Annotated in this window: 23 protein-coding genes; 12 read left to right on the forward strand and 11 right to left on the reverse strand. The window is 52.0% G+C overall.

The window, feature by feature from the left end:
• Positions 1-8: 8 nt before the first annotated feature.
• The 3 genes from kdpB to kdpF are packed head-to-tail and all read right to left on the reverse strand — an operon-like array spanning position 9 to position 3,842.
• The gene (gene kdpB / locus HUZ68_RS06860; protein ID WP_096265742.1) at positions 9-2,057 is read right to left on the reverse strand and encodes a potassium-transporting ATPase subunit KdpB; all 2,049 of its coding nucleotides are present in this window, start codon (positions 2,055-2,057) and stop codon (positions 9-11) included.
• A gap of 22 nt (positions 2,058-2,079) precedes the next feature.
• Entirely contained in the window at positions 2,080-3,753 is a 1,674-nt protein-coding gene (gene kdpA, locus HUZ68_RS06865; protein ID WP_239594081.1) for a potassium-transporting ATPase subunit KdpA, read from the reverse strand.
• A complete protein-coding gene (gene kdpF / locus HUZ68_RS06870; RefSeq protein ID WP_001272653.1) occupies positions 3,753-3,842 on the reverse strand; it encodes a K(+)-transporting ATPase subunit F in 90 nt (29 codons plus the stop codon). Before kdpF ends, kdpA begins: the two co-directional genes overlap by 1 nt.
• A gap of 312 nt (positions 3,843-4,154) precedes the next feature.
• On the opposite strand from kdpF, the gene HUZ68_RS06875 reads away from it, so the two are divergent.
• The 3 genes from HUZ68_RS06875 to phrB all read left to right on the forward strand — a co-directional run bounded on the left by HUZ68_RS06875 (position 4,155) and on the right by phrB (position 6,386).
• Positions 4,155-4,361, forward strand: a complete 207-nt coding sequence (locus HUZ68_RS06875) for a YbfA family protein (RefSeq protein WP_000424924.1) — start codon at positions 4,155-4,157, stop codon at positions 4,359-4,361.
• A gap of 100 nt (positions 4,362-4,461) precedes the next feature.
• Positions 4,462-4,971, forward strand: coding sequence for a YbgA family protein (locus HUZ68_RS06880; RefSeq protein ID WP_032280517.1), 510 nt, complete (start codon positions 4,462-4,464; stop codon positions 4,969-4,971).
• Positions 4,968-6,386 (forward strand): deoxyribodipyrimidine photo-lyase, encoded by a 1,419-nt coding sequence (gene phrB / locus HUZ68_RS06885; RefSeq protein WP_112925312.1) that lies wholly within the window; start codon positions 4,968-4,970, stop codon positions 6,384-6,386. Before HUZ68_RS06880 ends, phrB begins: the two co-directional genes overlap by 4 nt.
• A gap of 149 nt (positions 6,387-6,535) precedes the next feature.
• Here phrB and dtpD read toward each other — a convergent pair whose 3' ends face one another.
• The gene (dtpD, locus tag HUZ68_RS06890; RefSeq protein WP_001032697.1) at positions 6,536-8,017 is read right to left on the reverse strand and encodes a dipeptide permease DtpD; all 1,482 of its coding nucleotides are present in this window, start codon (positions 8,015-8,017) and stop codon (positions 6,536-6,538) included.
• A gap of 270 nt (positions 8,018-8,287) precedes the next feature.
• On the opposite strand from dtpD, the gene ybgI reads away from it, so the two are divergent.
• The 5 genes from ybgI to nei are packed head-to-tail and all read left to right on the forward strand — an operon-like array spanning position 8,288 to position 12,187.
• Positions 8,288-9,031: a radiation resistance protein YbgI gene (gene ybgI, locus HUZ68_RS06895; protein ID WP_000798871.1), complete on the forward strand. Its 744-nt coding sequence runs from the start codon at positions 8,288-8,290 to the stop codon at positions 9,029-9,031.
• A 22-nt stretch (positions 9,032-9,053) separates the two neighbouring features.
• Complete coding sequence (gene pxpB / locus HUZ68_RS06900) at positions 9,054-9,710, forward strand: 5-oxoprolinase subunit PxpB (RefSeq protein ID WP_001188343.1); 657 nt, start codon at positions 9,054-9,056, stop codon at positions 9,708-9,710.
• On the forward strand, positions 9,704-10,636 hold the full coding sequence (pxpC, locus tag HUZ68_RS06905; RefSeq protein WP_000912730.1) for a 5-oxoprolinase subunit PxpC: 933 nt from the start codon (positions 9,704-9,706) through the stop codon (positions 10,634-10,636). The genes pxpB and pxpC overlap by 7 nt, the downstream gene beginning before the upstream one ends.
• Positions 10,626-11,360 carry a 5-oxoprolinase subunit PxpA gene (gene pxpA / locus HUZ68_RS06910; protein WP_000687137.1) on the forward strand — a complete coding sequence of 245 codons (735 nt, stop codon included), beginning with the start codon at positions 10,626-10,628 and terminating at the stop codon, positions 11,358-11,360. Before pxpC ends, pxpA begins: the two co-directional genes overlap by 11 nt.
• Before the next feature lie 35 nt (positions 11,361-11,395).
• Positions 11,396-12,187 carry an endonuclease VIII gene (gene nei / locus HUZ68_RS06915; RefSeq protein WP_001113997.1) on the forward strand — a complete coding sequence of 264 codons (792 nt, stop codon included), beginning with the start codon at positions 11,396-11,398 and terminating at the stop codon, positions 12,185-12,187.
• On the opposite strand, the gene HUZ68_RS06920 is transcribed toward nei, so the two are convergent.
• From HUZ68_RS06920 to HUZ68_RS06950, 7 genes are all read right to left on the reverse strand, one after another.
• Complete coding sequence (locus tag HUZ68_RS06920; protein WP_239594082.1) at positions 12,184-13,230, reverse strand: AbrB family transcriptional regulator; 1,047 nt, start codon at positions 13,228-13,230, stop codon at positions 12,184-12,186. The genes nei and HUZ68_RS06920 overlap by 4 nt on opposite strands.
• 148 nt (positions 13,231-13,378) lie before the next feature.
• Complete coding sequence (locus tag HUZ68_RS06925; protein ID WP_239594083.1) at positions 13,379-14,440, reverse strand: fimbrial protein; 1,062 nt, start codon at positions 14,438-14,440, stop codon at positions 13,379-13,381.
• On the reverse strand, positions 14,437-15,168 hold the full coding sequence (locus HUZ68_RS06930; RefSeq protein ID WP_000144794.1) for a fimbrial biogenesis chaperone: 732 nt from the start codon (positions 15,166-15,168) through the stop codon (positions 14,437-14,439). Before HUZ68_RS06930 ends, HUZ68_RS06925 begins: the two co-directional genes overlap by 4 nt.
• Before the next feature lie 14 nt (positions 15,169-15,182).
• Positions 15,183-17,642, reverse strand: coding sequence for a fimbria/pilus outer membrane usher protein (locus tag HUZ68_RS06935; protein ID WP_162722156.1), 2,460 nt, complete (start codon positions 17,640-17,642; stop codon positions 15,183-15,185).
• A gap of 49 nt (positions 17,643-17,691) precedes the next feature.
• Positions 17,692-18,258 (reverse strand): fimbrial protein, encoded by a 567-nt coding sequence (locus HUZ68_RS06940; protein ID WP_000472399.1) that lies wholly within the window; start codon positions 18,256-18,258, stop codon positions 17,692-17,694.
• A 386-nt stretch (positions 18,259-18,644) separates the two neighbouring features.
• Positions 18,645-19,928, reverse strand: coding sequence for a citrate synthase (gltA, locus tag HUZ68_RS06945; protein WP_239594084.1), 1,284 nt, complete (start codon positions 19,926-19,928; stop codon positions 18,645-18,647).
• A 205-nt stretch (positions 19,929-20,133) separates the two neighbouring features.
• A complete protein-coding gene (locus tag HUZ68_RS06950; protein ID WP_001305582.1) occupies positions 20,134-20,241 on the reverse strand; it encodes a hypothetical protein in 108 nt (35 codons plus the stop codon).
• Between the two features lie 380 nt (positions 20,242-20,621).
• Between HUZ68_RS06950 and sdhC the strand changes: the two genes are divergently transcribed.
• Genes sdhC through sdhB form a run of 4 tightly spaced genes read left to right on the forward strand, consistent with a single transcriptional unit; the run spans position 20,622 to position 23,865 of the window.
• On the forward strand, positions 20,622-21,026 hold the full coding sequence (sdhC, locus tag HUZ68_RS06955) for a succinate dehydrogenase cytochrome b556 subunit (protein ID WP_000263347.1): 405 nt from the start codon (positions 20,622-20,624) through the stop codon (positions 21,024-21,026).
• On the forward strand, positions 21,020-21,367 hold the full coding sequence (gene sdhD / locus HUZ68_RS06960; RefSeq protein WP_000254365.1) for a succinate dehydrogenase membrane anchor subunit: 348 nt from the start codon (positions 21,020-21,022) through the stop codon (positions 21,365-21,367). The genes sdhC and sdhD overlap by 7 nt, the downstream gene beginning before the upstream one ends.
• Positions 21,367-23,133 carry a succinate dehydrogenase flavoprotein subunit gene (gene sdhA / locus HUZ68_RS06965; RefSeq protein WP_000775540.1) on the forward strand — a complete coding sequence of 589 codons (1,767 nt, stop codon included), beginning with the start codon at positions 21,367-21,369 and terminating at the stop codon, positions 23,131-23,133. Before sdhD ends, sdhA begins: the two co-directional genes overlap by 1 nt.
• 15 nt (positions 23,134-23,148) lie before the next feature.
• Positions 23,149-23,865 carry a succinate dehydrogenase iron-sulfur subunit SdhB gene (gene sdhB / locus HUZ68_RS06970; RefSeq protein WP_001235257.1) on the forward strand — a complete coding sequence of 239 codons (717 nt, stop codon included), beginning with the start codon at positions 23,149-23,151 and terminating at the stop codon, positions 23,863-23,865.
• Positions 23,866-24,044: the final 179 nt, after the last annotated feature.

Raw genomic sequence — 24,044 nt, forward strand, 5'->3', positions numbered from 1 at the left:
GGTAAACCTCACACCAGACCGCAAACGGTCAGCAGTAAATCAATGACTTTGATACCAATAAACGGCACCAGCAGCCCACCCAGACCGTAAATCCATAAGTTACGGCGCAACATGGCAGAAGCGGTAAGCGGTTTATAACTCACGCCTTTTAACGCCAGGGGAATCAAAAAGACGATAATCAAGGCGTTGAAAATCACCGCACTGAGAATGGCGGAGTCGGGCGAATGCAGGCGCATGATGTTCAGCGCATTTAACTGCGGATACGTTGCCGCGAACGCCGCCGGAATAATGGCGAAGTATTTCGCCACATCGTTGGCAATGCTGAAGGTGGTCAGCGAGCCACGGGTCATCAGCATCTGTTTGCCAATATGCACCACCTCGATCAACTTGGTCGGGTTAGAGTCGAGATCCACCATATTGCCCGCTTCTTTCGCCGCCTGAGTACCAGAGTTCATCGCCACCGCGACATCTGCCTGCGCCAGCGCCGGAGCATCGTTGGTGCCGTCGCCGGTCATCGCTACCAAACGGCCTTCCGCCTGATACTGACGGATCAATGCCAGCTTGGCCTCCGGTGTCGCTTCGGCGAGAAAATCATCGACGCCCGCTTCCGCGGCAATGGCGGCGGCAGTCAGACGGTTATCGCCGGTAATCATCACCGTTTTAATACCCATTTTGCGCAGTTGGGCGAAGCGTTCTTTAATGCCGCCTTTGACGATATCTTTCAACGCAATAACGCCCAGCACACGAGAACCTTCTACTACTACCAGCGGTGTGGCCCCCTGACGCGCAACCTGATCGACTTTTTGATCAACATCGGCAGGGAAGTGACCACCGTTAGCCTCAACATGGCGGCGAATGGCATCGACAGAACCTTTACGGATCATGCGGTTGTCGATGTTGATCCCGCTCATCCGGCTTTGCGCAGTAAACGGTACAAAGGTGGCATGGAGCGACTGCACATCGCGCTCGCGCAGGTTAAAACGCTGCTTGGCGAGGATCACAATACTGCGGCCTTCCGGCGTTTCATCAGCCAGCGAAGCCAGTTGTGCGGCGTCAGCCAGCGTTTTTTCATCCACGCCCTGCGCGGGGATAAACTCCGACGCCTGACGGTTACCGAGTGTGATGGTGCCGGTTTTATCCAGTAGCAGAACGTCAACGTCACCTGCCGCTTCAACTGCACGTCCGCTGGTGGCAATCACATTCGCGCCCAGCATCCGACTCATCCCGGCGACGCCGATCGCTGACAACAGGCCGCCAATAGTGGTTGGGATCAGACAGACCAGCAGCGCCACCAGTACCGTTACACTGACTGCATTACCGCCCCACGCGGAAAACGGCCACAGCGTGGCGGTTGCCAGTAAAAAGACGATAGTCAGGGCAATCAGCAGAATAGTCAGTGCAATCTCGTTCGGCGTTTTACGTCGCTGTGCGCCTTCCACCATCGCGATCATCCGATCCAGAAATGTCTCGCCGGGGTTAACGCTACACTCAATCACCAGCCAGTCAGAAAGAATACGCGTGCCGCCAGTGACGGAGGCAAAATCGCCGCCGGATTCACGGATCACCGGTGCCGATTCCCCGGTGATGGCGCTTTCATCCACCGATGCACCCCCTTCAATAACTTCACCATCGCAGGGGATAATATCGCCAGCTTCTACCAGCACGATGTCACCTTTACGCAGTTGATCGGCAGGAACTTTGTCTGCCACAGCGCCATATTTCGGTTCGCGCAGCTTGCGAGCAAAAGCAGTTTTTTTCACCCCTTTCAGGCTGTTGGCCTGCGCTTTACTGCGGCCTTCTGCCAGCGCCTCGGCGAAATTAGCGAACAGTACGGTGACCCACAGCCAGCCGCTAATTGCCGCGCTAAACAGCGCATTGCCAGGCATCGCACCGCTTGCCATCGCGATGCTAATACAGGTGGTCAGCAGACTGCCGATCCAGACGATAAACATCACCGGATTGCGCCATTGCGCCTGCGGGTTTAATTTTTTCACCGCTTCTTTCAGCGCCTGAACGACAAGTGTTGGTTCGAATAGCGCCAGTTGTTTACGACTCATATTCAGTGCTCACTCAATATCATCAGGAGAGATATTCCGCCACCGGACCAAGCGCCAGGGCAGGGATAAAGGTCAGTGCGCCAACCAGCAACACGGTGCCGATTAACAGGCCAACAAACAGCGGGCCGTGCGTTGGCAGCGTGCCGGAGCTGGCGGGTTGGCTCTTTTTACTCACCAGCGAACCGGCAATTGCCATCACCGGGATAATCACCCCGAAGCGACCGACAAACATGCAGAACGCCAGTAAACAGTTCCAGAACGGAGAGTTGGCGCTTAATCCGGCAAAGGCGCTGCCGTTGTTGTTAGCGGCGGATGACACGGCGTACAGCACTTCGCTAAAACCATGCGGGCCAGGGTTGAGCATGGCGCTACGTCCGGCGTCGGTCATCATTGCCAGCGCCGCGCCCATCAGCACCAGCGTCGGGGTAACCAGAATCGCCAGTGCAGTCAGTTTCATCTCGCGTACGTCGATTTTTTTACCCAGATATTCCGGTGTACGACCAATCATCAGCCCGGCAATAAACACCGCCAGCAGGACAAACAGCATCATGCCGTAAAGACCAGAACCGACACCGCCGAATACCACTTCACCAATTTGCATCAGCCACATCGGCACCATGCCACCGAGAGCGGTAAACGAATCATGCATCGCAATCACCGCGCCACAGGACGCCGCCGTAGTCACGACCGCAAACAGGCTACTGACCAGCACGCCGAAACGGCTCTCTTTACCTTCCATATTGATGCTGCTGTCTGCGCCGAGCGCCAGCAGATGAGGATTACCCTGAACTTCTGCCCACATCACCACGCCTACGCAGATGACAAAAATCACTGACATCGCCCACAGCAACATGCGCCCCTGGCGGCGATCGCCCGTCACTTCACCAAAGGCAAAGCACAGCGCTGTTGGGATCAAGAAGATCGCCAGCATCTGCACGAAGTTGGTCAGTGCGGTTGGGTTTTCAAACGGATGCGACGAGTTGGCATTAAAGAAGCCACCGCCGTTAGTACCGAGCATCTTGATCGCTTCCTGAGAAGCTACTGGCCCCATGGGTAACAGCTGTTGCGCTCCTTCAACGGTATTCACTGCCTGATAGGGCAGAAAGTTTTGCAGCGCACCTTGTTGAATAAAAAACAGTGCGATCAACAACGCCACAGGGACTAGCACCCATAACGTGATGCGTAGCAGATCGACCCAGGCATTCCCGAGTGTGCTCATGCTCTGGCGAGTAAACGCACGGATGAAGGCAAAAATCACCGCAATCCCGCTGGCGGCAGAAAGAAAGTTTTGCACCGTTAAGCCTGCCATCTGGCTGAAATAGCTCAACGTGGTTTCACCGCTATAAGATTGCCAGTTGGTATTCGTGACAAAGCTGACGGCGGTATTCAGCGCCAGATCCCACGACAGCCCCGGCAACTGCTGTGGATTAAGCGGCAGATAGTGCTGACCGAGCAACATAAAAAACAGCACCGCCAGCCCCAGCATGTTCAGGCCGAGAATGGCACAAAGATATTGCTTCCAGTTCATCTCATGGTCAGAGACGCCAGGTAAACGAAAGAGTATACGTTCAACGTCCGCTGTACCTGGAAGAGGAATGTCATTAATCAGCCGCGCCAGCCCGCTGCCTAAAGGACGCGCCAGCACCATTAACACCAGTAAAAACGTGGCGATCAGTAAGAACCCTTGCGCAGCCATCAGAACGCCTCCGCATTGATCAGGGCATAAACCAGATAACCCAGTAATAAAAACACCAGCAATACGCCGGTTATCACGCCTGCACTCACAGTGCACCTCCAGTGGCCTAAAAGTGATACCGGAAGGGTAGAATTCTGGCTGCAAAGATTTCGCAAAAATCTGCGGACGGGGTGTAAAAAAAGTATAAAAATGGCAAAAGCCATGATTTAACTAATGTTTAGTATTAATTTAACTTTTGTGTAACTTAATTACAGGGTGAATGTAAATAAACCATCAATAAGCAAAAATAAGTGGTCGGATGAGTAGTAAAATTACACAAAAGGCGGTACTATTTTCATCAGATAAACAAATTCATTTTTCCGGTGCTATTCACCGGGTAGATACAAAAGGGGGAGAAAAGTATGGAACTCTACAGAGAATATCCTGCATGGCTCATCTTTTTACGCCGTACTTATGCGGTTGCAGCGGGCGTTCTGGCGCTGCCTTTCATGCTTTTCTGGAAAGACCGCGCCCGCTTTTACAGCTACCTGCATCGCGTCTGGTCGAAAACCAGCGATAAACCGGTTTGGATGGATCAGGCCGAAAAGGCAACCGGTGATTTTTACTGATTGCTGAGTTTTGAATACATTGAAAACCGCTAGTGGAAACGCTGGCGGTTTTTTCTTTTCGCCGTCTACACTTACTCCTGTAAACCGTTCAGGAGCAGTAATGAATCAGCAACGATTTGATGACAGCACTCTAATCCGTATCTTCGCGCTTCATGAGTTACATCGACTGAAAGAACATGGCTTAACGCGCGGGGCGCTTCTCGATTATCACAGCCGCTATAAACTCGTATTTCTGGCTCATTCCCAGCCGGAATACCGCAAACTTGGCCCGTTCGTGGCTGATATTCACCAGTGGCAAAATCTGGATGACTATTACAACCAGTACCGCCAACGCGTAGTTGTTTTGCTTTCTCACCCCGCCAACCGACGTGACCACACCAACGTTTTGATGCACGTTCAGGGTTATTTTCGCCCGCATATTGATTCCACAGAACGCCAGCAGCTGGCTGCGCTTATCGACAGTTATCGCCGTGGCGAGCAACCACTTCTTGCGCCGCTGATGCGTATCAAACACTATATGGCGCTTTATCCTGACGCCTGGCTTTCAGGGCAGCGTTATTTCGAACTTTGGCCGCGTGTGATTAACTTGCGCCATTCAGGAGTTTTATGACTACCCATCTGGTCTGGTTTCGCCAGGATTTACGTCTGCATGATAATCTCGCGCTGGCTGCCGCCTGCCGCAATTCGTCTGCACGCGTGCTGGCGTTGTATATCGCTACACCACGCCAGTGGGCGGCGCATAACATGTCGCCGCGTCAGGCTGAACTTATCAATGCTCAACTGAATGGGCTACAAATCGCGCTGGCGGAAAAAGGTATTCCTTTATTGTTCCGTGAAGTGGATGACTTTGCCGCCAGCGTCGAAATAATTAAACAGGTGTGCGCGGAAAACAGCGTTACTCATCTTTTTTATAACTATCAGTATGAGGTGAATGAGCGGGCGCGGGATGTGGAAGTTGAAAGAGCGCTGCGTAACGTGGTGTGTGAAGGATTTGATGACAGCGTGATCCTGCCGCCTGGCGCGGTGATGACCGGCAATCATGAGATGTACAAAGTCTTTACGCCTTTTCAAAATGCCTGGCTGAAACGGCTGCGGGAAGGGATGCCGGAGTGCGTCGCTGCACCAAAAGTTCGTAGTAGCGGATCGATAAAGCCCGCGCCATCCATTACGCTGAATTATCCTCGTCAGTCTTTCGATACTGCGCATTTCCCGGTGGAAGAAAAAGCGGCGATTGCGCAATTACGCCAGTTTTGCCAGAACGGTGCCGGAGAATATGAGCAACAACGAGATTTTCCGGCAGTGGAAGGCACCAGTCGTTTGTCCGCCAGCCTGGCAACGGGCGGGTTATCGCCTCGCCAGTGTTTGCATCGCTTGTTGGCGGAACAGCCGCAGGCGCTGGACGGTGGGGCCGGTAGTGTCTGGCTTAGTGAGCTGATCTGGCGCGAGTTCTACCGTCATCTGATGACGTATTACCCCTCGTTGTGTAAACATTGTCCGTTTATTGCCTGGACGGATCGTGTGCAGTGGCAGAGCAATCCCGCACATTTACAGGCCTGGCAGGAAGGCAAAACGGGATACCCGATTGTCGATGCTGCCATGCGTCAGCTTAATAGCACTGGCTGGATGCATAACCGGCTACGGATGATTACAGCCAGTTTTCTGGTGAAAGATTTATTGATCGACTGGCGCGAAGGCGAGCGATATTTCATGTCGCAGCTGATTGATGGTGATTTGGCAGCTAATAACGGTGGCTGGCAGTGGGCGGCTTCTACGGGTACTGATGCAGCGCCGTATTTTCGTATTTTCAACCCGACAACCCAGGGCGAGAAATTTGACCGCGAAGGCGAGTTTATCCGCCAGTGGCTACCGGAACTGCGCGATGTACCGGGAAAATCGGTGCATGAGCCGTGGAAGTGGGCTGAGAAAGCAGGTGTGAAGCTGGATTATCCGCAACCGATAGTCGAGCACAAAGAGGCGAGAGTACAAACGTTGGCAGCGTATGAGGCGGCGCGGAAGGGGAAATAACAGACGCGTCAGGCAATCGAGCCCAGATGCCGGATGCGGCGTGAACGCCTTATCCAGCCTACAAATTTGTGCAAATTCAATAAATTGCAGGAAATACGTAGGCCTGATAAGACGCGTCAAGCGTCGCATCAGGCATCGGTGCTGGCCTATTAAGACTCCAGCGCCAGCGCGCGGTTTCTGAATTTCAGCGCCTGATACAGCCAAATCATCAGTACCACTCCTACACACGCCAGTGCGCCCCAGGTAATTTGATCAAATACTTCAATATATGCATTGATGGAGTAGTTGATCGCCCCGGAAGCATCAAACGAAGCCTGCGATGTCTGATCGGCAATCACGCCCGCCAGATAGTTCGCAATCGCGCCGGAAAGCAGCATATAAATGCCGGTTAATACGCCGGTCACACCGGGGATTTCAATGCGCGTAATCTGCGACATAGCAACCGGGTCGATAAACAGTTCCGCAAAGCCCATCACCGCCAGGCCTAATACCATCAGTGGCAGAGAAGAGTGACCATACATTGCGGACCAGCGGGCGCTTAAGGTCAGAATGCAGAATCCGGCGCTCATCAGGCCAAGGCCAAGAGCAAATTTTCCCCAGATGCGCACGGTACGATTACCCGCGACACTCTCTTTTACCACCCACGCCAGGAACACACCGCACAGCATAACTGCGAAGGCATTAATCGACTGGAACATCGCGGTCGGAACGGTATAACCAAACATATCGCGGTTAACGAAGCGGTCGATATAAAGGCTAATCGAGCTACCGCCCTGTTGTGCGAAGGCCCAGAACAACATACTGAAGAAGGTGAGCGTCACAATCAGCCCCAGCTCCTTACGCTGTTTCTGGTTTTCTGCTTTGCGATAAATTTTTGCCAGTACACCCAGGCCAATGATAGTCGCGACAATCAAGGCGTATACCGACCATTCTTTCCAGAACAGTACGGTAATCAGCGCAGGCGTTGCCACCAGCAGAACCAGCAGCCATCCCCAGTTCGGCAGCAGAAAGTTTGTCGCACGCAGTACTTTTTTGTTAACGCCGCGGGTATGAGTGAAATGACGATTGCCACATAAGAAAATGACCAGACCCGCGATCATGCCAACCGCCGCCAGGCCAAAGCCCATCGCCCAGCTGTACTCTTCCTGGGCGTAGCCACAGGCAATAGGTGCGATAATAGACCCCACGTTACCCGCTGCATACATCAGCGAGAAACCGCCATCACGACGCGGATCGGTTGGCTCATACAGCTCGCCGAGCAGGCAACTGACATTGGATTTAAACAGACCATAGCCACAAACGATTATCGCCAGGGACAGATAGAGGAATGACGGATGGATCTCACTTGCACCCAACACCACATGACCGATCGCCATCAATAACGCCCCCAGCATCACCGCCATGCGATTGCCGAGAACTTTATCCGCCAAAAAGCCACCGAGGATTGGCGTGACATACACCAGCGAACAGTAGGCGCTAAATAACTCGTAGGCGTGAGTATCGTTGTATTTTAGTTGATTGGTGAGATAGAGAATCAGCAGGGCACGCATGCCGTAAAAGCTAAAATATTCCCAGATTTGCAGCGCAACGACATAGTAAATAGCGCGCGGTTGTGATGCGTGTTTATTCATAATAATTCCACAATTGACGGCAACGTCACGTAATAGTTGCGCGGCGTGCTTGTGTTTCCTTAAAGTTAAAACTTTGATACAGATCTGATTATTTATGCAATATGCTGTCTGATTGCATAAATATACATTAGCTGAAACGTGATGATATAAACAATTTGCGTCTTTTGGCGTCGGGTTTGTTTCTTAATATGTCAAAAGATTGGCTATCGACGAACAGGCGAGGTAACGCTATGTTAACGGTGTAGCTATCAGAATACGGAAGGCGCGAAGATGAAAAACACCGAACTGGAACAACTGATTAACGAAAAACTGAACAGCGCGGCGATTAGTGATTACGCGCCAAATGGTTTGCAGGTGGAAGGCAAAGAGACGGTGCAAAAAATTGTTACCGGTGTCACCGCCAGCCAGGCTTTGCTCGATGAGGCAGTGCGTCTGGGCGCGGATGCGGTCATTGTGCATCATGGCTACTTCTGGAAAGGTGAATCTCCGGTCATTCGCGGAATGAAGCGTAACCGTTTAAAAACGTTGCTGGCAAATGATATCAACCTGTATGGCTGGCATTTGCCGCTTGACGCACATCCTGAGCTGGGCAATAACGCACAGCTGGCGGCGTTACTGGGGATCACGGTCATGGGCGAAATTGAGCCGTTGGTGCCGTGGGGCGAACTGACCATGCCTGTGCCGGGACTGGAGCTGGCTTCCTGGATTGAAGCGCGTCTGGGACGTAAGCCGTTATGGTGTGGCGATACCGGACCTGAGGTGGTCCAGCGCGTCGCCTGGTGCACGGGCGGCGGGCAAAGTTTTATCGATAGCGCCGCGCGTTTTGGCGTGGATGCTTTTATTACTGGCGAAGTTTCTGAACAGACCATTCATTCAGCCCGCGAGCAGGGATTGCATTTTTATGCTGCAGGTCACCATGCCACTGAACGTGGTGGTATTCGCGCATTGAGCGAGTGGCTGAATGAAAATACCGATCTTGATGTGACCTTTATTGATATTCCTAATCCTGCATAACGAATAATCAGAGGGATCGAAAGTGCAACGAGCGCGTTGTTATCTGATAGGTGAAACGGCGGTAGTGCTGGAACTGGAACCGCCGGTGACGCTGGCTAGCCAGAAACGGATCTGGCGACTGGCGCAGCGTCTGGTGGATATGCCGAATGTGGTTGAAGCCATTCCCGGCATGAACAATATCACGGTGATTTTGCGTAATCCTGAGTCGCTGGCGCTGGATGCCATAGAGCGTTTGCAACGCTGGTGGGAGGAGAGCGAGGCCCTGGAACCTGAGTCTCGCTTTATTGAAATTCCGGTGGTTTACGGTGGTGCAGGCGGACCGGATTTGGCGGTGGTCGCGGCGCATTGCGGGTTGAGCGAAAAACAGGTTGTTGAATTGCACTCCTCCGTGGAATACGTGGTCTGGTTTTTAGGTTTTCAACCGGGCTTCCCGTATCTCGGGAGTTTGCCGGAACAACTACACACGCCACGGCGCGCTGAACCGCGCTTGCTCGTTCCGGCAGGTTCTGTCGGGATCGGCGGGCCGCAGACTGGTGTTTATCCGCTGGCAACGCCGGGTGGCTGGCAGTTGATTGGTCATACCTCACTCAGCCTGTTTGATCCGGCGCGTGACGAACCCATCTTATTACGTCCGGGAGACAGCGTGCGCTTTGTACCGCAAAAGGAGGGAGTATGCTGAAGATTATTCGTGCGGGCATGTATACCACTGTGCAAGATGGCGGTCGTCACGGTTTTCGCCAGTCGGGTATCAGCCACTGCGGCGCACTGGATATGCCTGCGTTACGCATTGCTAACCTGCTGGTGGGTAATGACGCCAATGCCCCCGCGCTGGAGATCACGCTCGGTCAGTTAACGGTTGAGTTCGAAACTGATGGGTGGTTTGCTCTGACGGGTGCCGGTTGCGAAGCGCGGCTGGATGATAATGCCGTCTGGACCGGCTGGCGATTGCCGATGAAAGCAGGCCAGCGTTTAACGCTTAAACGCCCGCAGCACGGGATGCGCAGTTATCTGGCGGTCGCGGGTGGTATTGATGTTCCGCCGGTAATGGGATCATGCAGCACCGATCTCAAAGTGGGGATTGGCGGGCTGGAAGGCCGTTTACTGAGGGATGGTGACCGGCTCCCGATTGGCAAAGCGAAGCGTGATTTTATGGAAGCGCAGGGCGTTAAACAGCTGCTGTGGGGGAACCGCATTCGCGCCTTGCCGGGGCCGGAATATCATGAGTTCGATCGCGCCTCGCAGGATGCATTCTGGCGTTCGCCCTGGCAGCTTAGCCCGCAAAGTAACCGCATGGGCTATCGCTTACAGGGGCAAATTTTAAAACGCACCACCGATCGCGAACTGTTATCTCACGGTTTGTTACCGGGTGTGGTGCAGGTGCCGCATAACGGGCAGCCCATTGTGTTGATGAACGACGCACAGACCACCGGTGGTTACCCGCGTATTGCCTGTATCATTGAGGCTGATATGTACCATCTGGCGCAAATTCCGCTCGGTCAGCCGATTCATTTTGTCCAGTGTTCACTGGAAGAGGCACTGAAAGCGCGGCAAGATCAGCAACGTTATTTCGAACAATTAGCGTGGCGGCTGCACAATGAAAATTGACCTGAACGCCGATCTGGGCGAAGGCTGCGCCAGCGACGCAGAGCTATTAACGCTGGTTTCCTCTGCCAATATTGCCTGTGGATTTCATGCAGGCGATGCGCAAACCATGCAGGCTTGCGTGCGTGAAGCAATAAAAAATGGTGTCGCGATTGGCGCTCATCCGAGTTTTCCCGACAGGGAAAATTTTGGTCGCAGCGCTATGCAGCTGCCGCCAGAAACCGTTTACGCCCAGACGCTGTATCAAATTGGCGCGCTGGCAACGATTGCCCGTGCGCAAGGCGGCGTAATGCGTCATGTCAAACCGCACGGCATGTTGTACAACCAGGCGGCGAAAGAAGCACAACTGGCAGACGCCATCGCCAGAGCGGTATACGCTTGCGATCCAGCATTGGTTCTCGTTGGGCTGGCAGGAAGCGAGCTGATTCGTGCAGGCAAGCAATATGGCCTGACAACGCGCGAGGAAGTGTTTGCCGATCGCGGTTATCAGGCTGACGGCTTGCTGGTGCCGCGAAATCAGCCAGGCGCGTTGATTGAAAACGAAGAACAGGCGTTGGCGCAAACGCTGGAGATGGTGCAACACGGCAGAGTCAAAAGTATCACCGGCGAATGGGCAACGGTCACGGCGCAAACGGTCTGCCTGCATGGCGACGGCGAGCACGCACTGGCGTTCGCCCGCCGACTACGCTCTACATTTGCCGAAAAGGGGATTGTTGTCGCAGCATAACCCCGTTTAATAAAGAATGAAAAAAGGATATCACCATGCCTGAAGGCCCGGAGATCCGCCGTGCAGCGGATAACCTGGAGGCGGCGATCAAAGGCAAACCACTAACTGATGTCTGGTTTGCTTTCCCGCAGTTAAAATCTTATCAATCACAACTTATCGGTCAACACGTTACCCATGTGGAAACGCGTGGTAAGGCGCTGTTAACTCATTTTTCCAACGACTTAACGCTCTACAGCCATAATCAGCTTTATGGCGTCTGGCGCGTGGTTGATACCGGCGAAGAGTCGCAGACCACGCGAGTATTGCGGGTAAAACTGCAAACGGCTGACAAAACCATTCTGCTTTATAGCGCCTCGGATATTGAGATGTTGACCCCGGAACAACTGACCACGCATCCGTTTTTACAACGCGTTGGTCCCGATGTGCTGGATCCGAATCTGACGCCGGAGGTGGTGAAAGAACGGTTATTGTCGCCGCGCTTTCGTAACCGTCAGTTTGCTGGATTACTGCTCGATCAGGCGTTTCTGGCTGGGCTTGGCAATTATTTGCGTGTGGAGATCCTCTGGCAGGTTGGGTTGACTGGAAATCATAAAGCGAAAGACCTCAATGCGGCGCAACTGGATGCACTCGCACACGCGTTACTGGATATTCCTCGGTTTTCTTACGCTACGCGGGGGCAGGTGGATGAGAATAAGCATCATGGGGCGCTGTTTCGCTTTAAGGTTTTTCATCGTGATGGCGAACTGTGCGAACGCTGTGGCGGCATCATTGAGAAAACCACGCTGTCATCTCGCCCGTTTTACTGGTGTCCGGGCTGCCAGCACTAGGCCGTACGTTTCGGCGCATAGGTTGAAATAAACCGCGCAATGGCAGGCCCTGTCAGCAAAATACTGAACAGGCGCAGGGTTTGCATCGCCATAATGAGCGCCATATCGGCATTGCTCCCTGCGGCGATGACCGCCACGGTATCAAGCCCGCCGGGGCTGGTGGCGAGGTAGGCAGTCATAAAATCAATGTGCATAAACCGGGTCAGTCCCCACGTCATACCCGCACAAATAGCCAGCAGAGCAAAAATCGACAGCAGGATTTGTGGTAGCGGGCGTAGTGCCCGCAGTAAGATTTGTTTATCGAAACCAAGACCAATCCGCCAGCCAATTGCCATATACGCCATCGCCAGCAGCCATTCCGGTAGTTCGATGGTGATGAGCTGACCAGACTGGAGCACTGCGCCCGCCAGCATCGGGATGAGCATCGTGCCGGAAGGAAGACGCAGCAGGCATCCCACTGTACCGGCAACGACCGCGAGCAAAATAGTAAGCAGGAGATTAATGCTCACTGGCGGGAACCAGACGATATGCTGGTTAACCGCTTCAGCGTTATCGCCCAGCATCATTCGCGTGACCAGAACTGCGGCCCCCGCGACAAACAGCACTCGCAGATACTGCATAAACGCCACCAGGCGGATATCTGCGCCGTAATCCTGCGCCATCGCGACCATTGCCGCCGCCCCGCCAGGCGAGGAGCCCCAGGCACCAGTATTTCCGGGCAGTGAGCTATAGCGCACCAGTAGCCATCCCACGATAGCGCTGGAAAGCAACGTCACCAGTAAAATAGCTAACACAATCGGCCAGTTAACCGCCAGCGTGGTCAGGATCGAGCCGGTCAAGTTTTGCGCAATCATGCAGCCAAGAATGGCCTGCGCGGCGAGAAAAGCGGAGCGGGGGAGTTGCAGGGTAACCCCGCGCATACTGAAGATGATCCCGGCGATCATCGGCCCAAGTAATAATGCCGCCGGGAGATGTACCGCGAGGAAACCAATAGAAAGGAGAAGTGATAGCACACATAACATTCCCCACTGCAAAACTGGCATCCTTTGCTCCCTCATTATTTACTCTTTGGTGTATCGATACAGCATAAAGAATGCCGGGCATGGAAAAAATAACGGTAATCAATAAAAGCCGGAAAATTGGCAATTAACCGAAGAAGCCCTCTCCGGCTGGAAAGGGCAATAGGCTAAATCAGTTGTAGTTAATTTTGAAAAGTACCACTGTATCAAAGGGACCAACGTCGATGGGCGTACCCGGCGTGGATGACAATACTGCCGTGTAGGTTTTTTCATACACTAACAGGTCGCTGGTAAAATCGGCATACTCACTGTATTTGTTGAAAGTATAGGGTGAGGCATTTTCATCCAACAATCGAAGCTTCAGGCCATTGCCAATGAGCAGTGATTTATCTTCGTCGATAAGGGTTTCATCGGTATAAAACGAAGAGCTGACTTTAAAACCGTCGGTACACTGGTCGTTTTGTGATTTGGTTGTAGTTATTTTAAATTGCTGCGACATCGTATGGCGACGAATATCCAGCACGTTAAATCGGCCAAAATCAACGACCTGGGTTTCAGGTGAGATAGCAAAGTTGACGCTGCAATCCAGCACGCGGATATTTTCCAGACCGGTAATGTGATATTTCAGATTCTTCGCGGTAGGGTCTTCGTTCACGCTGCCTGCGCCATCAAACTGTACGACGATGTAATCGCTGAGTTTGCTCTGATAATCATGGGGCGGCATGGCGCGAACTTTAACGTAAAGCCGCATACGCGCCACAAACGTCCGCGATTTGTGCATAACGGTTGGATCGCCGGAGCAAAGTTTATTTTGCCAGCCCATCGCAATGATCTGCTCCGGGGTGTAAATATCAATATTCTTACTGTCGATGCACTGATTCGTGTCGATGCGGCTTTTCCCAAGGCTTGCGTCATAGTCCACGCCTTCATAGGTTACGCCCAATTGATAATAGGGATCCTGAATACCGGGGTAAGGGTTTACCCAGGCGTAGACGTGCTCGCTTTCAAAATTACCGTTTGTGTTGTTGTCACAGTAGACCGGAATTTTTATATCGTCAGATTCCCAGATTTTATCGCCGGGTTTGGAATTGGCCGGAACGGCGAAGGGCATAATAGCTTCCGATTTTTCTACAGCGCCGTTTGCGGTACCAAAATAGCAGTTCAGCGCCAGCGCCGCTTTTAGCGGCAAAAAAATCAGACAGATGGCGAGCAACACGCCTTTGGCGAATCTCATTTTTTATTCTCCACCGGCTGCAGGCGGCATTGCCGCTGGCAGGAGAGCGTGTTCATACGCAATGCGCCGTAGTCGTCCATGTAGCCAAGATAAAACTGCTTGCCGCTATAGCTGCCCGTGCTGGTGGTGACCGAACTGAACGGTGCGACCATCGTGCTTTTAAAGCCAGGCAGCACGCCTTTCTCATCCCGCCCAAGATAGGCAATAGTCAGATAGTATCCGGTCGGGTTTTTCAGGGTAAGCTGGTTATTCTGCTGGCTAACCTGTAGCTGTTGCTCAACATGATCGCCCATTTTTTTGCGTAATGCGGCGGGCCGCCAGAATAGCTTAATGCGACTTTGGACGGCGACTTGCAGGATCGCATGGCCCTCGCTGCCTTCCGGGACAGGCGGAATTTCACGCAGGTTATAGTAAAAGAGAGATTCGCGATCGGTGGGTAATTTCGCGGTGGCGGCTTGTTTCATGATCCGAACCTGCGAAGTCGCTTTTGGCTCCAGTCGCTGGATAGGCGGCAGGGCGACGAGAAATTCATCGCTTTTCTCTCCCTTTTCATTTTCTATCCATGAATAGGCGAGGTAGGGGAGTTTATCGCTGCGGTTTTCCACGCGCAGGCTGGTTGCTTTATCTTTGCTATTAAAGATGATGCGCGTGCGGTCAGGCTGCACTGCGCCGTGGCTGCACATACTGGCAACCAGAAGAATCAAAGGGAATCCTTTAACAAATGTCATCGTCTTTTCCTTAATTAATGACAGGGTAAAATCAGGCGATTAGTCACATCTTCCAGATGTTCCGGCAGATGAATGGCACACGTTTTCTGGTCGCCCCAGTGCACGGTAAATTGTTGATTTTCATCGACCCCACTCAGCCATGCGTGACCGTTTTCGCCAACCATCCCGACGCTGACACCGCCTTCAGCCTGGCGAACATCGGCACCGAGCGGCGGGAAATGCCCGTTAGCATCGCTGATAATGACGTTGAGATCTTTCCCGGCGCGGGACGCCAGCGATTTAAAGCCGATGGCGCCTTCGGTCCAGGTTTCTTTCACCACGTTTTCGGAAACGGTAACGCCGTCAGGCAAGTCGTTCATATTGACCGCTACCGTCGTAGGCTGGTAGCTGGAAACAAACGGTACCACGGCAATACCAAAGCGGTTGGTGTAGTCAATATTGCCCTGAATCGGAATATCGCCCACGCCGTCGATGCTGACCATCAGGCGTGGTTCATTGGTGGAACTGCGGCGATGGAATGCCGCGCCATGTTGAGTCGCGGTAAACGAGCCGCTCCAACTGGCACTGGCGGAAGTGTAATCATTGGCGGCATAGGTTCCGGTCAGATCCCATTCCCCCGCCGAACTGAGGTGTTGGTAATTGCCGCTGACCTGCGCACCGTTATCCGGGCGATCGGATTGTATTCCAGCCGACATTCCCCAACTGTTTCGTTCATCCAGGGTATCGTTCCACGACATGCGGTGGGTGGTAGTATTACTGTTGTTCTGCATGTCATAACCCAGTCGACCACTTTCCCCAATCGGTAAGGAGATCGAAAAGTAAATCTGGTTGTCGCGATCTTTATCTTCATAATGGGTGGTGTTGAACGAGGTCGAGACAGAAATATCTTTCCAGTCGCCAATGTCGACGTTAAAACCGGCGGTAATGTTGGCCGTGGTGGAGGTATCCGCATTCCACCAGCTCTGATGCAGGATGTTGGCGTAGAGATTAAGATTCAGCGGAGTAATAGGCTGACCGAAGGAGAGGCTGATGGTTTGCTTTTCATCCTGCGCGTCGGCGTCATTGTATTTGTGATCAATGTAGTTAGCGTAGCTGTGAAAATGGCGATCGGAGAAGCGATAGGCTGCCAATGAGATGGTGCTGTTGGTCGCATCAACCTGTTTGCTGTAGTTAAAGCGGTAGCTGTAACCCTGCTCATCCTGTTGGATATCAAAATGGCTGTCGGCCCAGGTCACGTCAAACGACAGCGCCCCCAGCCAGAGCATATTTTGCCCAATACCCAGCGCGCCGGAACGATAGTCATCGCCTGCGAGAAGCATGCCGCCATATAGTGAAGTGTTGGAGAGCATTCCCCAGGAGACTTCATGGCTAATGAAGGTTTCATCCTCGGTGTGGTGCGACATAGAGGAACGCGGGCGACCGGCAGCCAGTTTATAGCGCACCTGGCCCTGACGCGTCAGGAACGGGGTAGAGGCCGCTGAAACCTGGAAGTTATTCACCCGTCCATCTTCTTCGCTCACTTTGACATCCAGTGTACCTTGCACTGACTGATTCAGGTCATCAATAATAAATGGGCCTGGCGGAACTTTTTTCTGGTAAATCACGCGACCAGAATGGCTTATCGTGACCGTGGCGTTAGTCTGTGCGATGCCGCTGATTTGCGGCGCGTAGCCGCGTAACTCCCAGGGGAGCATTCGATCGTCGCTGGCTAACGCCGCACCGGTATAGGAGAAACCATCAAAAATGTTAGAGCTAAAATCGGTTTCGCCCAGGGTTAATCGGGAACCTATTTGCGGTAACGGGCGGAACAGGTAGGTCCGTGAAATCGCCCCAGATTGTTCACGGTTGTCGCCGCTATCGGACTGGCTAAGCTGATAATCGCTGCGCAGACGCCATGCCCCGGCGTTGAGGCCCGTGGTGCCATAGGCGTTCAGGTTGTTGCTGCTGCTGCCGCTTTGTGGGCGATAAGTGCTGGCAAACAGGTTGTAATCCATCAGGAAGCCAGGAATACCGTTATTCCACGTTGAGGGTGGCGTCCAGTTTTCTGAATGCCACGCCAGCCATGCCTGCGGGATTGTAATATTGAGCTGTTGATTTGCCTGATCGAAAGTAAAGATGATTTCAGGGAAGACACTAAAATCGACACATTCTTTTATTGCAGGTAATTTTTTACGAAAGTCAGATTTAAGTCCGAAGAGTTCGATCAGCGATTCATTGATACAAGGAATAATTTTATCGCCAGATTTTTGCCAGCGAATTTGTTGCCCATTACTGATTTTATTATTATTAACCGTAACACTAACAAAGTAATCGCCGGGAGCTACGACGCCTTTTTGATTGAGCAACGAAATATCAACGCTATCCCGAATCGACTTATCGAGAACGTTAAGGTTAAATTCAGCTGTCAGCGCAGGAGGGGTTACCATTGCCAGACAGGAAAGAACAGAGAGTCGATAAATATTCACGGCATCCATACCTGAACAATATTCGCAAAAGGCGGCTAATCAGCCGCCTTAAAAAAGATTATTGGTAATCCAGAACGTAAGTTGCGTTAGCAGTAACGGCCCCCGCGGTAACCGAAACTGCGTTATCCATCTGTTCCATCCAGGCAAAGAAGTTTAACGTTTGTTCTGTTGAACTTGCCAATAAGTCAATTGTTGGCGCTTCTGTTCCCAATGTAACAAATGATTCATCTTTGTTCATGAGACGTACGCCAACGCCGGTAGCCTCGCCAGCACTGATGTTACTAAGGAGCGGGGTTGCACCTGTCGTTTTAGCCGTGCTGTCGAAGGTCACGCCTACCTTTGAGACCACGCCACCCTTGCCATCATCCCAGCCTGCAATATCACAGTTGATTAAGCGAATATTGACAGGTTTTTTCTCGCTATGATGTTCTCGATTTATGTGGGATGTGGTTACTTCACCCAGGTCAATGTTCATATCAAGGTCATCAGGGTGAATTTCACAAGGTGCTTCAATAACTTCACCTTTAAAGTGGATTTCACCAGATCCTTCATCTGCAGCAAAAACAGGTGAAGCGAATAGTAGAGATATGGCCAGGGCGGCCAGTGTTTTTTGTCCTTTAAACATACATGAATCCTTCATGGGCTATGATAAAGTATACTAATTATTCCGACAGAATAGTGGTTTTTTGCTCATGTAATAATATTAATGTTGCTACATTATGTTTGAGAGTTTCTCAAAGCTCTCGAATCATAAATAAAGTGAATTAATCCTATTACGAGTTTATTTAATTGTGGGTGCTACCCAATGTATTCTACATCGATTGGCGGGATAACGGTGGTGGTGAATGAAAAATTAGGATTTTATTTAGTTATCGGATATGTATTCTTGTAACGTGTAATTATGTATTTGTGTCCGATTACGTTTTTTTGTCGATAGACATAACTAACGAACAAAAAAAAGCCCGCCAGATATTCAGGCGGGCTAAACGATATATGGTTCAAATCAGATAATTAATGTTTAACATCTGATTTAAAGTCTCGTTTTTCATAGCCGGTGTACAACTGGCGCGGACGGGCGATCTTCATGCCGTCACTGTGCATTTCGCTCCAGTGAGCGATCCAGCCAACGGTACGGGCCATAGCGAAGATGACGGTGAACATGGAAGACGGAATACCCATCGCTTTCAGGATGATACCAGAGTAGAAATCGACGTTCGGGTACAGTTTCTTCTCGATAAAGTACGGGTCGTTCAGCGCGATGTTTTCCAGCTCCATAGCCACTTCCAGCAGGTCATCTTTGGTGCCCAGCTCTTTCAGAACTTCATGGCAGGTTTCACGCATTACGGTGGCGCGCGGGTCGTAATTTTTGTACACGCGGTGACCGAAGCCCATCAGGCGGAAAGAATCATTTTTATCTTTCGCACGACGAACAAATTCCGGAATGTGTTTAACGGAGCTAATTTCTTCCAGCATTTTCAGCGCCGCTTCGTTAGCACCACCGTGCGCAGGTCCCCACAGTGAAGCAATACCTGCTGCGATACAGGCAAACGGGTTCGCACCCGAAGAGCCAGCGGTACGCACGGTGGAGGTAGAGGCGTTCTGTTCATGGTCAGCGTGCAGGATCAGAATACGGTCCATAGCACGTTCCAGAATCGGATTAACTTCATACGGTTCGCACGGCGTGGAGAACATCATATTCAGGAAGTTACCGGCATAGGAGAGATCGTTGCGCGGATAAACAAATGGCTGACCAATGGAATACTTGTAACACATCGCTGCCATGGTCGGCATTTTCGACAGCAGGCGGAACGCGGCAATTTCACGATGACGAGGATTGTTAACATCCAGCGAGTCGTGATAGAACGCTGCCAGCGCGCCGGTAATACCACACATGACTGCCATTGGATGTGAGTCGCGACGGAAAGCGTGGAACAGACGGGTAATCTGCTCGTGGATCATGGTATGACGGGTCACCGTAGTTTTAAATTCGTCATACTGTTCCTGAGTCGGTTTTTCACCATTCAGCAGGATGTAACAAACTTCCAGGTAGTTAGAATCGGTCGCCAGCTGATCGATCGGGAAACCGCGGTGCAGCAAAATACCTTCATCACCATCAATAAAAGTAATTTTAGATTCGCAGGATGCGGTTGAAGTGAAGCCTGGGTCAAAGGTGAACACACCTTTTGAACTGAGAGTACGGATATCAATAACATCTTGACCCAGCGTGCCTTTCAGCACATCCAGTTCAACAGCTGTGTCCCCGTTGAGGGTGAGTTTTGCTTTTGTATCAGCCATTTAAGGTCTCCTTAGCGCCTTATTGCGTAAGACTGCCGGAACTTAAATTTGCCTTCGCACATCAACCTGGCTTTACCCGTTTGTTATTTGGCTCGCCGCTCTGTGAAAGAGGGGAAAACCTGGGTACAGAGCTCTGGGCGCTTGCAGGTAAAGGATCCATTGATGACGAATAAATGGCGAATCAAGTACTTAGCAATCCGAATTATTAAACTTGTCTACCACTAATAACTGTCCCGAATGAATTGGTCAATACTTCCACACTGTTACATAAGTTAATCTTAGGTGAAATACCGACTTCATAACTTTTACGCATTATATGCTTTTCCTGGTAATGTTTGTAACAACTTTGTTGAATGATTGTCAAATTAGATGATTAAAAATTAAATAAATGTTGTTATCGTGACCTGGATCACTGTTCAGGATAAAACCCGACAAACTATATGTAGGTTAATTGTAATGATTTTGTGAACGGCCTATACTGCCGCAAGGTCTCCGGAACACCCTGCAATCCCGAGCCACCCAGCGTTGTAACGTGTCGTTTTCGCATCTGGAAGCAGTGTTTTGCATGACGCGCAGTTATAGAAAGGACGCTGTCTGACCCGCAAGCAGACCGGAGGAAGGAAATCCCGACGTCTCCAGGTAACAGAAAGTTAACCTCTGTGCCCGTAGTCCCCAGGGAATAATAAGAACAGCATGTGGGCGTTATTCATGATAAGAAATGTGAAAAAACAAAGACCTGTTAATCTGGACCTACAGACCATCCGGTTCCCCATCACGGCGATAGCGTCCATTCTCCATCGCGTTTCCGGTGTGATCACCTTTGTTGCAGTGGGTATCCTGCTGTGGCTTCTGGGTACCAGCCTCTCTTCCCCTGAAGGTTTCGAGCAAGCTTCCGCGATTATGGGCAGCTTCTTCGTCAAATTTATCATGTGGGGCATCCTTACCGCTCTGGCGTATCACGTCGTCGTAGGTATTCGCCACATGATGATGGATTTTGGCTATCTGGAAGAAACATTCGAAGCGGGTAAACGCTCCGCCAAAATCTCCTTTGTTATTACTGTCGTGCTTTCACTTCTCGCAGGAGTCCTCGTATGGTAAGCAACGCCTCCGCATTAGGACGCAATGGCGTACATGATTTCATCCTCGTTCGCGCTACCGCTATCGTCCTGACGCTCTACATCATTTATATGGTCGGTTTTTTCGCCACCAGTGGCGAGCTGACATATGAAGTCTGGATCGGTTTCTTCGCCTCTGCGTTCACCAAAGTGTTCACCCTGCTGGCGCTGTTTTCTATCTTGATCCATGCCTGGATCGGCATGTGGCAGGTGTTGACCGACTACGTTAAACCGCTGGCTTTGCGCCTGATGCTGCAACTGGTGATTGTCGTTGCACTGGTGGTTTACGTGATTTATGGATTCGTTGTGGTGTGGGGTGTGTGATGAAATTGCCAGTCAGAGAATTTGATGCAGTTGTGATTGGTGCCGGCGGCGCAGGTATGCGCGCGGCGCTGCAAATTTCCCAGAGCGGCCAGACCTGTGCGCTGCTCTCTAAAGTCTTCCCGACCCGTTCCCATACCGTTTCTGCGCAAGGCGGCATTACCGTTGCGCTGGGTAATACCCATGAAGATAACTGGGAATGGCATATGTACGACACCGTGAAAGGGTCGGACTATATCGGTGACCAGGACGCGATTGAATATATGTGTAAAACCGGGCCGGAAGCGATTCTGGAACTCGAACACATGGGCCTGCCGTTCTCGCGTCTCGATGATGGTCGTATCTATCAACGTCCGTTTGGCGGTCAGTCGAAAAACTTCGGCGGCGAGCAGGCGGCACGCACTGCGGCAGCGGCTGACCGTACCGGTCACGCACTGTTGCACACGCTTTATCAGCAGAACCTGAAAAACCACACCACCATTTTCTCCGAGTGGTATGCGCTGGATCTGGTGAAAAACCAGGATGGCGCGGTGGTGGGTTGTACCGCACTGTGCATCGAAACCGGTGAAGTGGTTTATTTCAAAGCCCGCGCTACCGTGCTGGCGACTGGCGGGGCAGGGCGTATTTATCAGTCCACCACTAACGCCCACATTAACACTGGCGACGGTGTCGGCATGGCTATCCGCGCAGGCGTACCGGTGCAGGATATGGAAATGTGGCAATTCCACCCGACCGGCATTGCCGGTGCGGGCGTACTGGTCACCGAAGGTTGCCGTGGTGAAGGCGGTTATCTGCTGAACAAACATGGCGAACGCTTTATGGAGCGTTATGCGCCGAACGCCAAAGACCTGGCAGGCCGTGATGTGGTGGCGCGTTCCATCATGATCGAAATCCGTGAAGGTCGCGGCTGTGATGGTCCGTGGGGACCACACGCAAAACTGAAACTCGACCACCTGGGTAAAGAAGTTCTCGAATCCCGTCTGCCGGGTATCCTGGAGCTCTCCCGTACCTTCGCTCACGTTGATCCGGTGAAAGAGCCGATCCCGGTTATCCCAACCTGTCACTACATGATGGGCGGTATTCCGACCAAAGTGACCGGTCAGGCGCTGACCGTGAACGAGAAAGGCGAAGATGTGGTTGTTCCGGGGCTGTTCGCGGTAGGTGAAATTGCCTGCGTATCGGTACACGGTGCTAACCGTCTGGGCGGTAACTCGCTGCTGGACCTGGTGGTCTTTGGTCGCGCAGCGGGTCTGCATCTGCAAGAGTCTATCGCCGAGCAGGGCGCATTGCGCGATGCCAGCGAGTCTGATGTAGAAGCGTCTCTGGATCGCCTGAACCGCTGGAACAACAACCGTAACGGTGAAGATCCGGTGGCGATTCGTAAAGCACTGCAAGAATGTATGCAGCATAACTTCTCGGTCTTCCGTGAAGGTGATGCGATGGCGAAAGGGCTTGAGCAGTTGAAAGTTATCCGCGAGCGTCTGAAAAATGCCCGTCTGGATGACACTTCCAGTGAGTTCAACACCCAGCGCGTTGAGTGCCTGGAACTGGATAACCTGATGGAAACGGCGTATGCAACGGCTGTTTCTGCCAACTTCCGTACCGAAAGCCGTGGCGCGCATAGCCGCTTCGACTTCCCGGATCGTGATGATGAAAACTGGCTGTGCCACTCCCTGTATCTGCCAGAGTCGGAATCCATGACGCGCCGAAGCGTCAACATGGAACCGAAACTGCGCCCGGCATTCCCGCCGAAGATTCGTACTTACTAATGCGGAGACAGGAAAATGAGACTCGAGTTTTCAATTTATCGCTATAACCCGGATGTTGATGATGCTCCGCGTATGCAGGATTACACCCTGGAAGCGGAAGAAGGTCGCGACATGATGCTGCTGGATGCGCTTATCCAGCTGAAAGAGAAAGATCCCAGCCTGTCGTTCCGTCGCTCCTGCCGTGAAGGTGTGTGCGGTTCCGACGGTCTGAACATGAACGGCAAGAATGGTCTGGCCTGTATTACCCCGATTTCGGCACTCAACCAGCCGGGCAAGAAGATTGTGATTCGCCCTCTGCCAGGTTTACCGGTGATCCGCGATTTGGTGGTAGACATGGGACAATTCTATGCGCAATATGAGAAAATTAAGCCTTACCTGTTGAATAATGAACAAAATCCGCCAGCTCGCGAGCATTTACAGATGCCAGAGCAGCGCGAAAAACTCGACGGGTTGTATGAATGTATTCTCTGCGCATGTTGTTCAACCTCTTGTCCGTCTTTCTGGTGGAATCCCGATAAGTTTATCGGCCCGGCAGGCTTGTTAGCGGCATATCGTTTCCTGATCGATAGCCGTGATACCGAGACTGACAGCCGCCTCGACGGTTTGAGCGATGCATTCAGTGTATTCCGCTGTCACAGCATCATGAACTGCGTCAGTGTATGTCCGAAGGGGCTGAACCCGACGCGCGCCATCGGTCATATCAAGTCGATGTTGTTGCAACGTAATGCGTAAACCGTAGGCCTGATAAGACGCGCAAGCGTCGCATCAGGCAACCAGTGCCGGATGCGGCGTGAACGCCTTATCCGGCCTACAAGTCATTACCCGTAGGCCTGATAAGCGCAGCGCATCAGGCGTAACAAAGAAATGCAGGAAATCTTTAAAAACTGCCCCTGACACTAAGACAGTTTTTA

Source organism: Shigella dysenteriae, assembly GCF_022354085.1.
Classification (GTDB): Bacteria; Pseudomonadota; Gammaproteobacteria; order Enterobacterales; family Enterobacteriaceae; genus Escherichia; species Escherichia coli.

Excerpts from the sequence above, each read along its gene's own strand:
- nei (WP_001113997.1), top strand. The coding sequence starts at position 11,396 with ATGCCTGAAGGCCCGGAGATCCGCCGTGCAGCGGATAACCTGGAGGCG.
- HUZ68_RS06875 (WP_000424924.1), top strand. The coding sequence starts at position 4,155 with ATGGAACTCTACAGAGAATATCCTGCATGGCTCATCTTTTTACGCCGT.
- sdhB (WP_001235257.1), top strand. The coding sequence starts at position 23,149 with ATGAGACTCGAGTTTTCAATTTATCGCTATAACCCGGATGTTGATGAT.
- HUZ68_RS06940 (WP_000472399.1), bottom strand. The coding sequence starts at position 18,258 with ATGTTTAAAGGACAAAAAACACTGGCCGCCCTGGCCATATCTCTACTA.
- ybgI (WP_000798871.1), top strand. The coding sequence starts at position 8,288 with ATGAAAAACACCGAACTGGAACAACTGATTAACGAAAAACTGAACAGC.
- pxpC (WP_000912730.1), top strand. The coding sequence starts at position 9,704 with ATGCTGAAGATTATTCGTGCGGGCATGTATACCACTGTGCAAGATGGC.
- HUZ68_RS06925 (WP_239594083.1), bottom strand. The coding sequence starts at position 14,440 with ATGAGATTCGCCAAAGGCGTGTTGCTCGCCATCTGTCTGATTTTTTTG.
- HUZ68_RS06950 (WP_001305582.1), bottom strand. The coding sequence starts at position 20,241 with ATGCGTAAAAGTTATGAAGTCGGTATTTCACCTAAGATTAACTTATGT.
- HUZ68_RS06930 (WP_000144794.1), bottom strand. The coding sequence starts at position 15,168 with ATGACATTTGTTAAAGGATTCCCTTTGATTCTTCTGGTTGCCAGTATG.
- HUZ68_RS06935 (WP_162722156.1), bottom strand. The coding sequence starts at position 17,642 with ATGGATGCCGTGAATATTTATCGACTCTCTGTTCTTTCCTGTCTGGCA.
- phrB (WP_112925312.1), top strand. The coding sequence starts at position 4,968 with ATGACTACCCATCTGGTCTGGTTTCGCCAGGATTTACGTCTGCATGAT.
- sdhA (WP_000775540.1), top strand. The coding sequence starts at position 21,367 with ATGAAATTGCCAGTCAGAGAATTTGATGCAGTTGTGATTGGTGCCGGC.
- pxpA (WP_000687137.1), top strand. The coding sequence starts at position 10,626 with ATGAAAATTGACCTGAACGCCGATCTGGGCGAAGGCTGCGCCAGCGAC.
- gltA (WP_239594084.1), bottom strand. The coding sequence starts at position 19,928 with ATGGCTGATACAAAAGCAAAACTCACCCTCAACGGGGACACAGCTGTT.
- HUZ68_RS06920 (WP_239594082.1), bottom strand. The coding sequence starts at position 13,230 with ATGCCAGTTTTGCAGTGGGGAATGTTATGTGTGCTATCACTTCTCCTT.
- kdpA (WP_239594081.1), bottom strand. The coding sequence starts at position 3,753 with ATGGCTGCGCAAGGGTTCTTACTGATCGCCACGTTTTTACTGGTGTTA.
- dtpD (WP_001032697.1), bottom strand. The coding sequence starts at position 8,017 with ATGAATAAACACGCATCACAACCGCGCGCTATTTACTATGTCGTTGCG.
- sdhD (WP_000254365.1), top strand. The coding sequence starts at position 21,020 with ATGGTAAGCAACGCCTCCGCATTAGGACGCAATGGCGTACATGATTTC.
- HUZ68_RS06880 (WP_032280517.1), top strand. The coding sequence starts at position 4,462 with ATGAATCAGCAACGATTTGATGACAGCACTCTAATCCGTATCTTCGCG.
- kdpB (WP_096265742.1), bottom strand. The coding sequence starts at position 2,057 with ATGAGTCGTAAACAACTGGCGCTATTCGAACCAACACTTGTCGTTCAG.
- sdhC (WP_000263347.1), top strand. The coding sequence starts at position 20,622 with ATGTGGGCGTTATTCATGATAAGAAATGTGAAAAAACAAAGACCTGTT.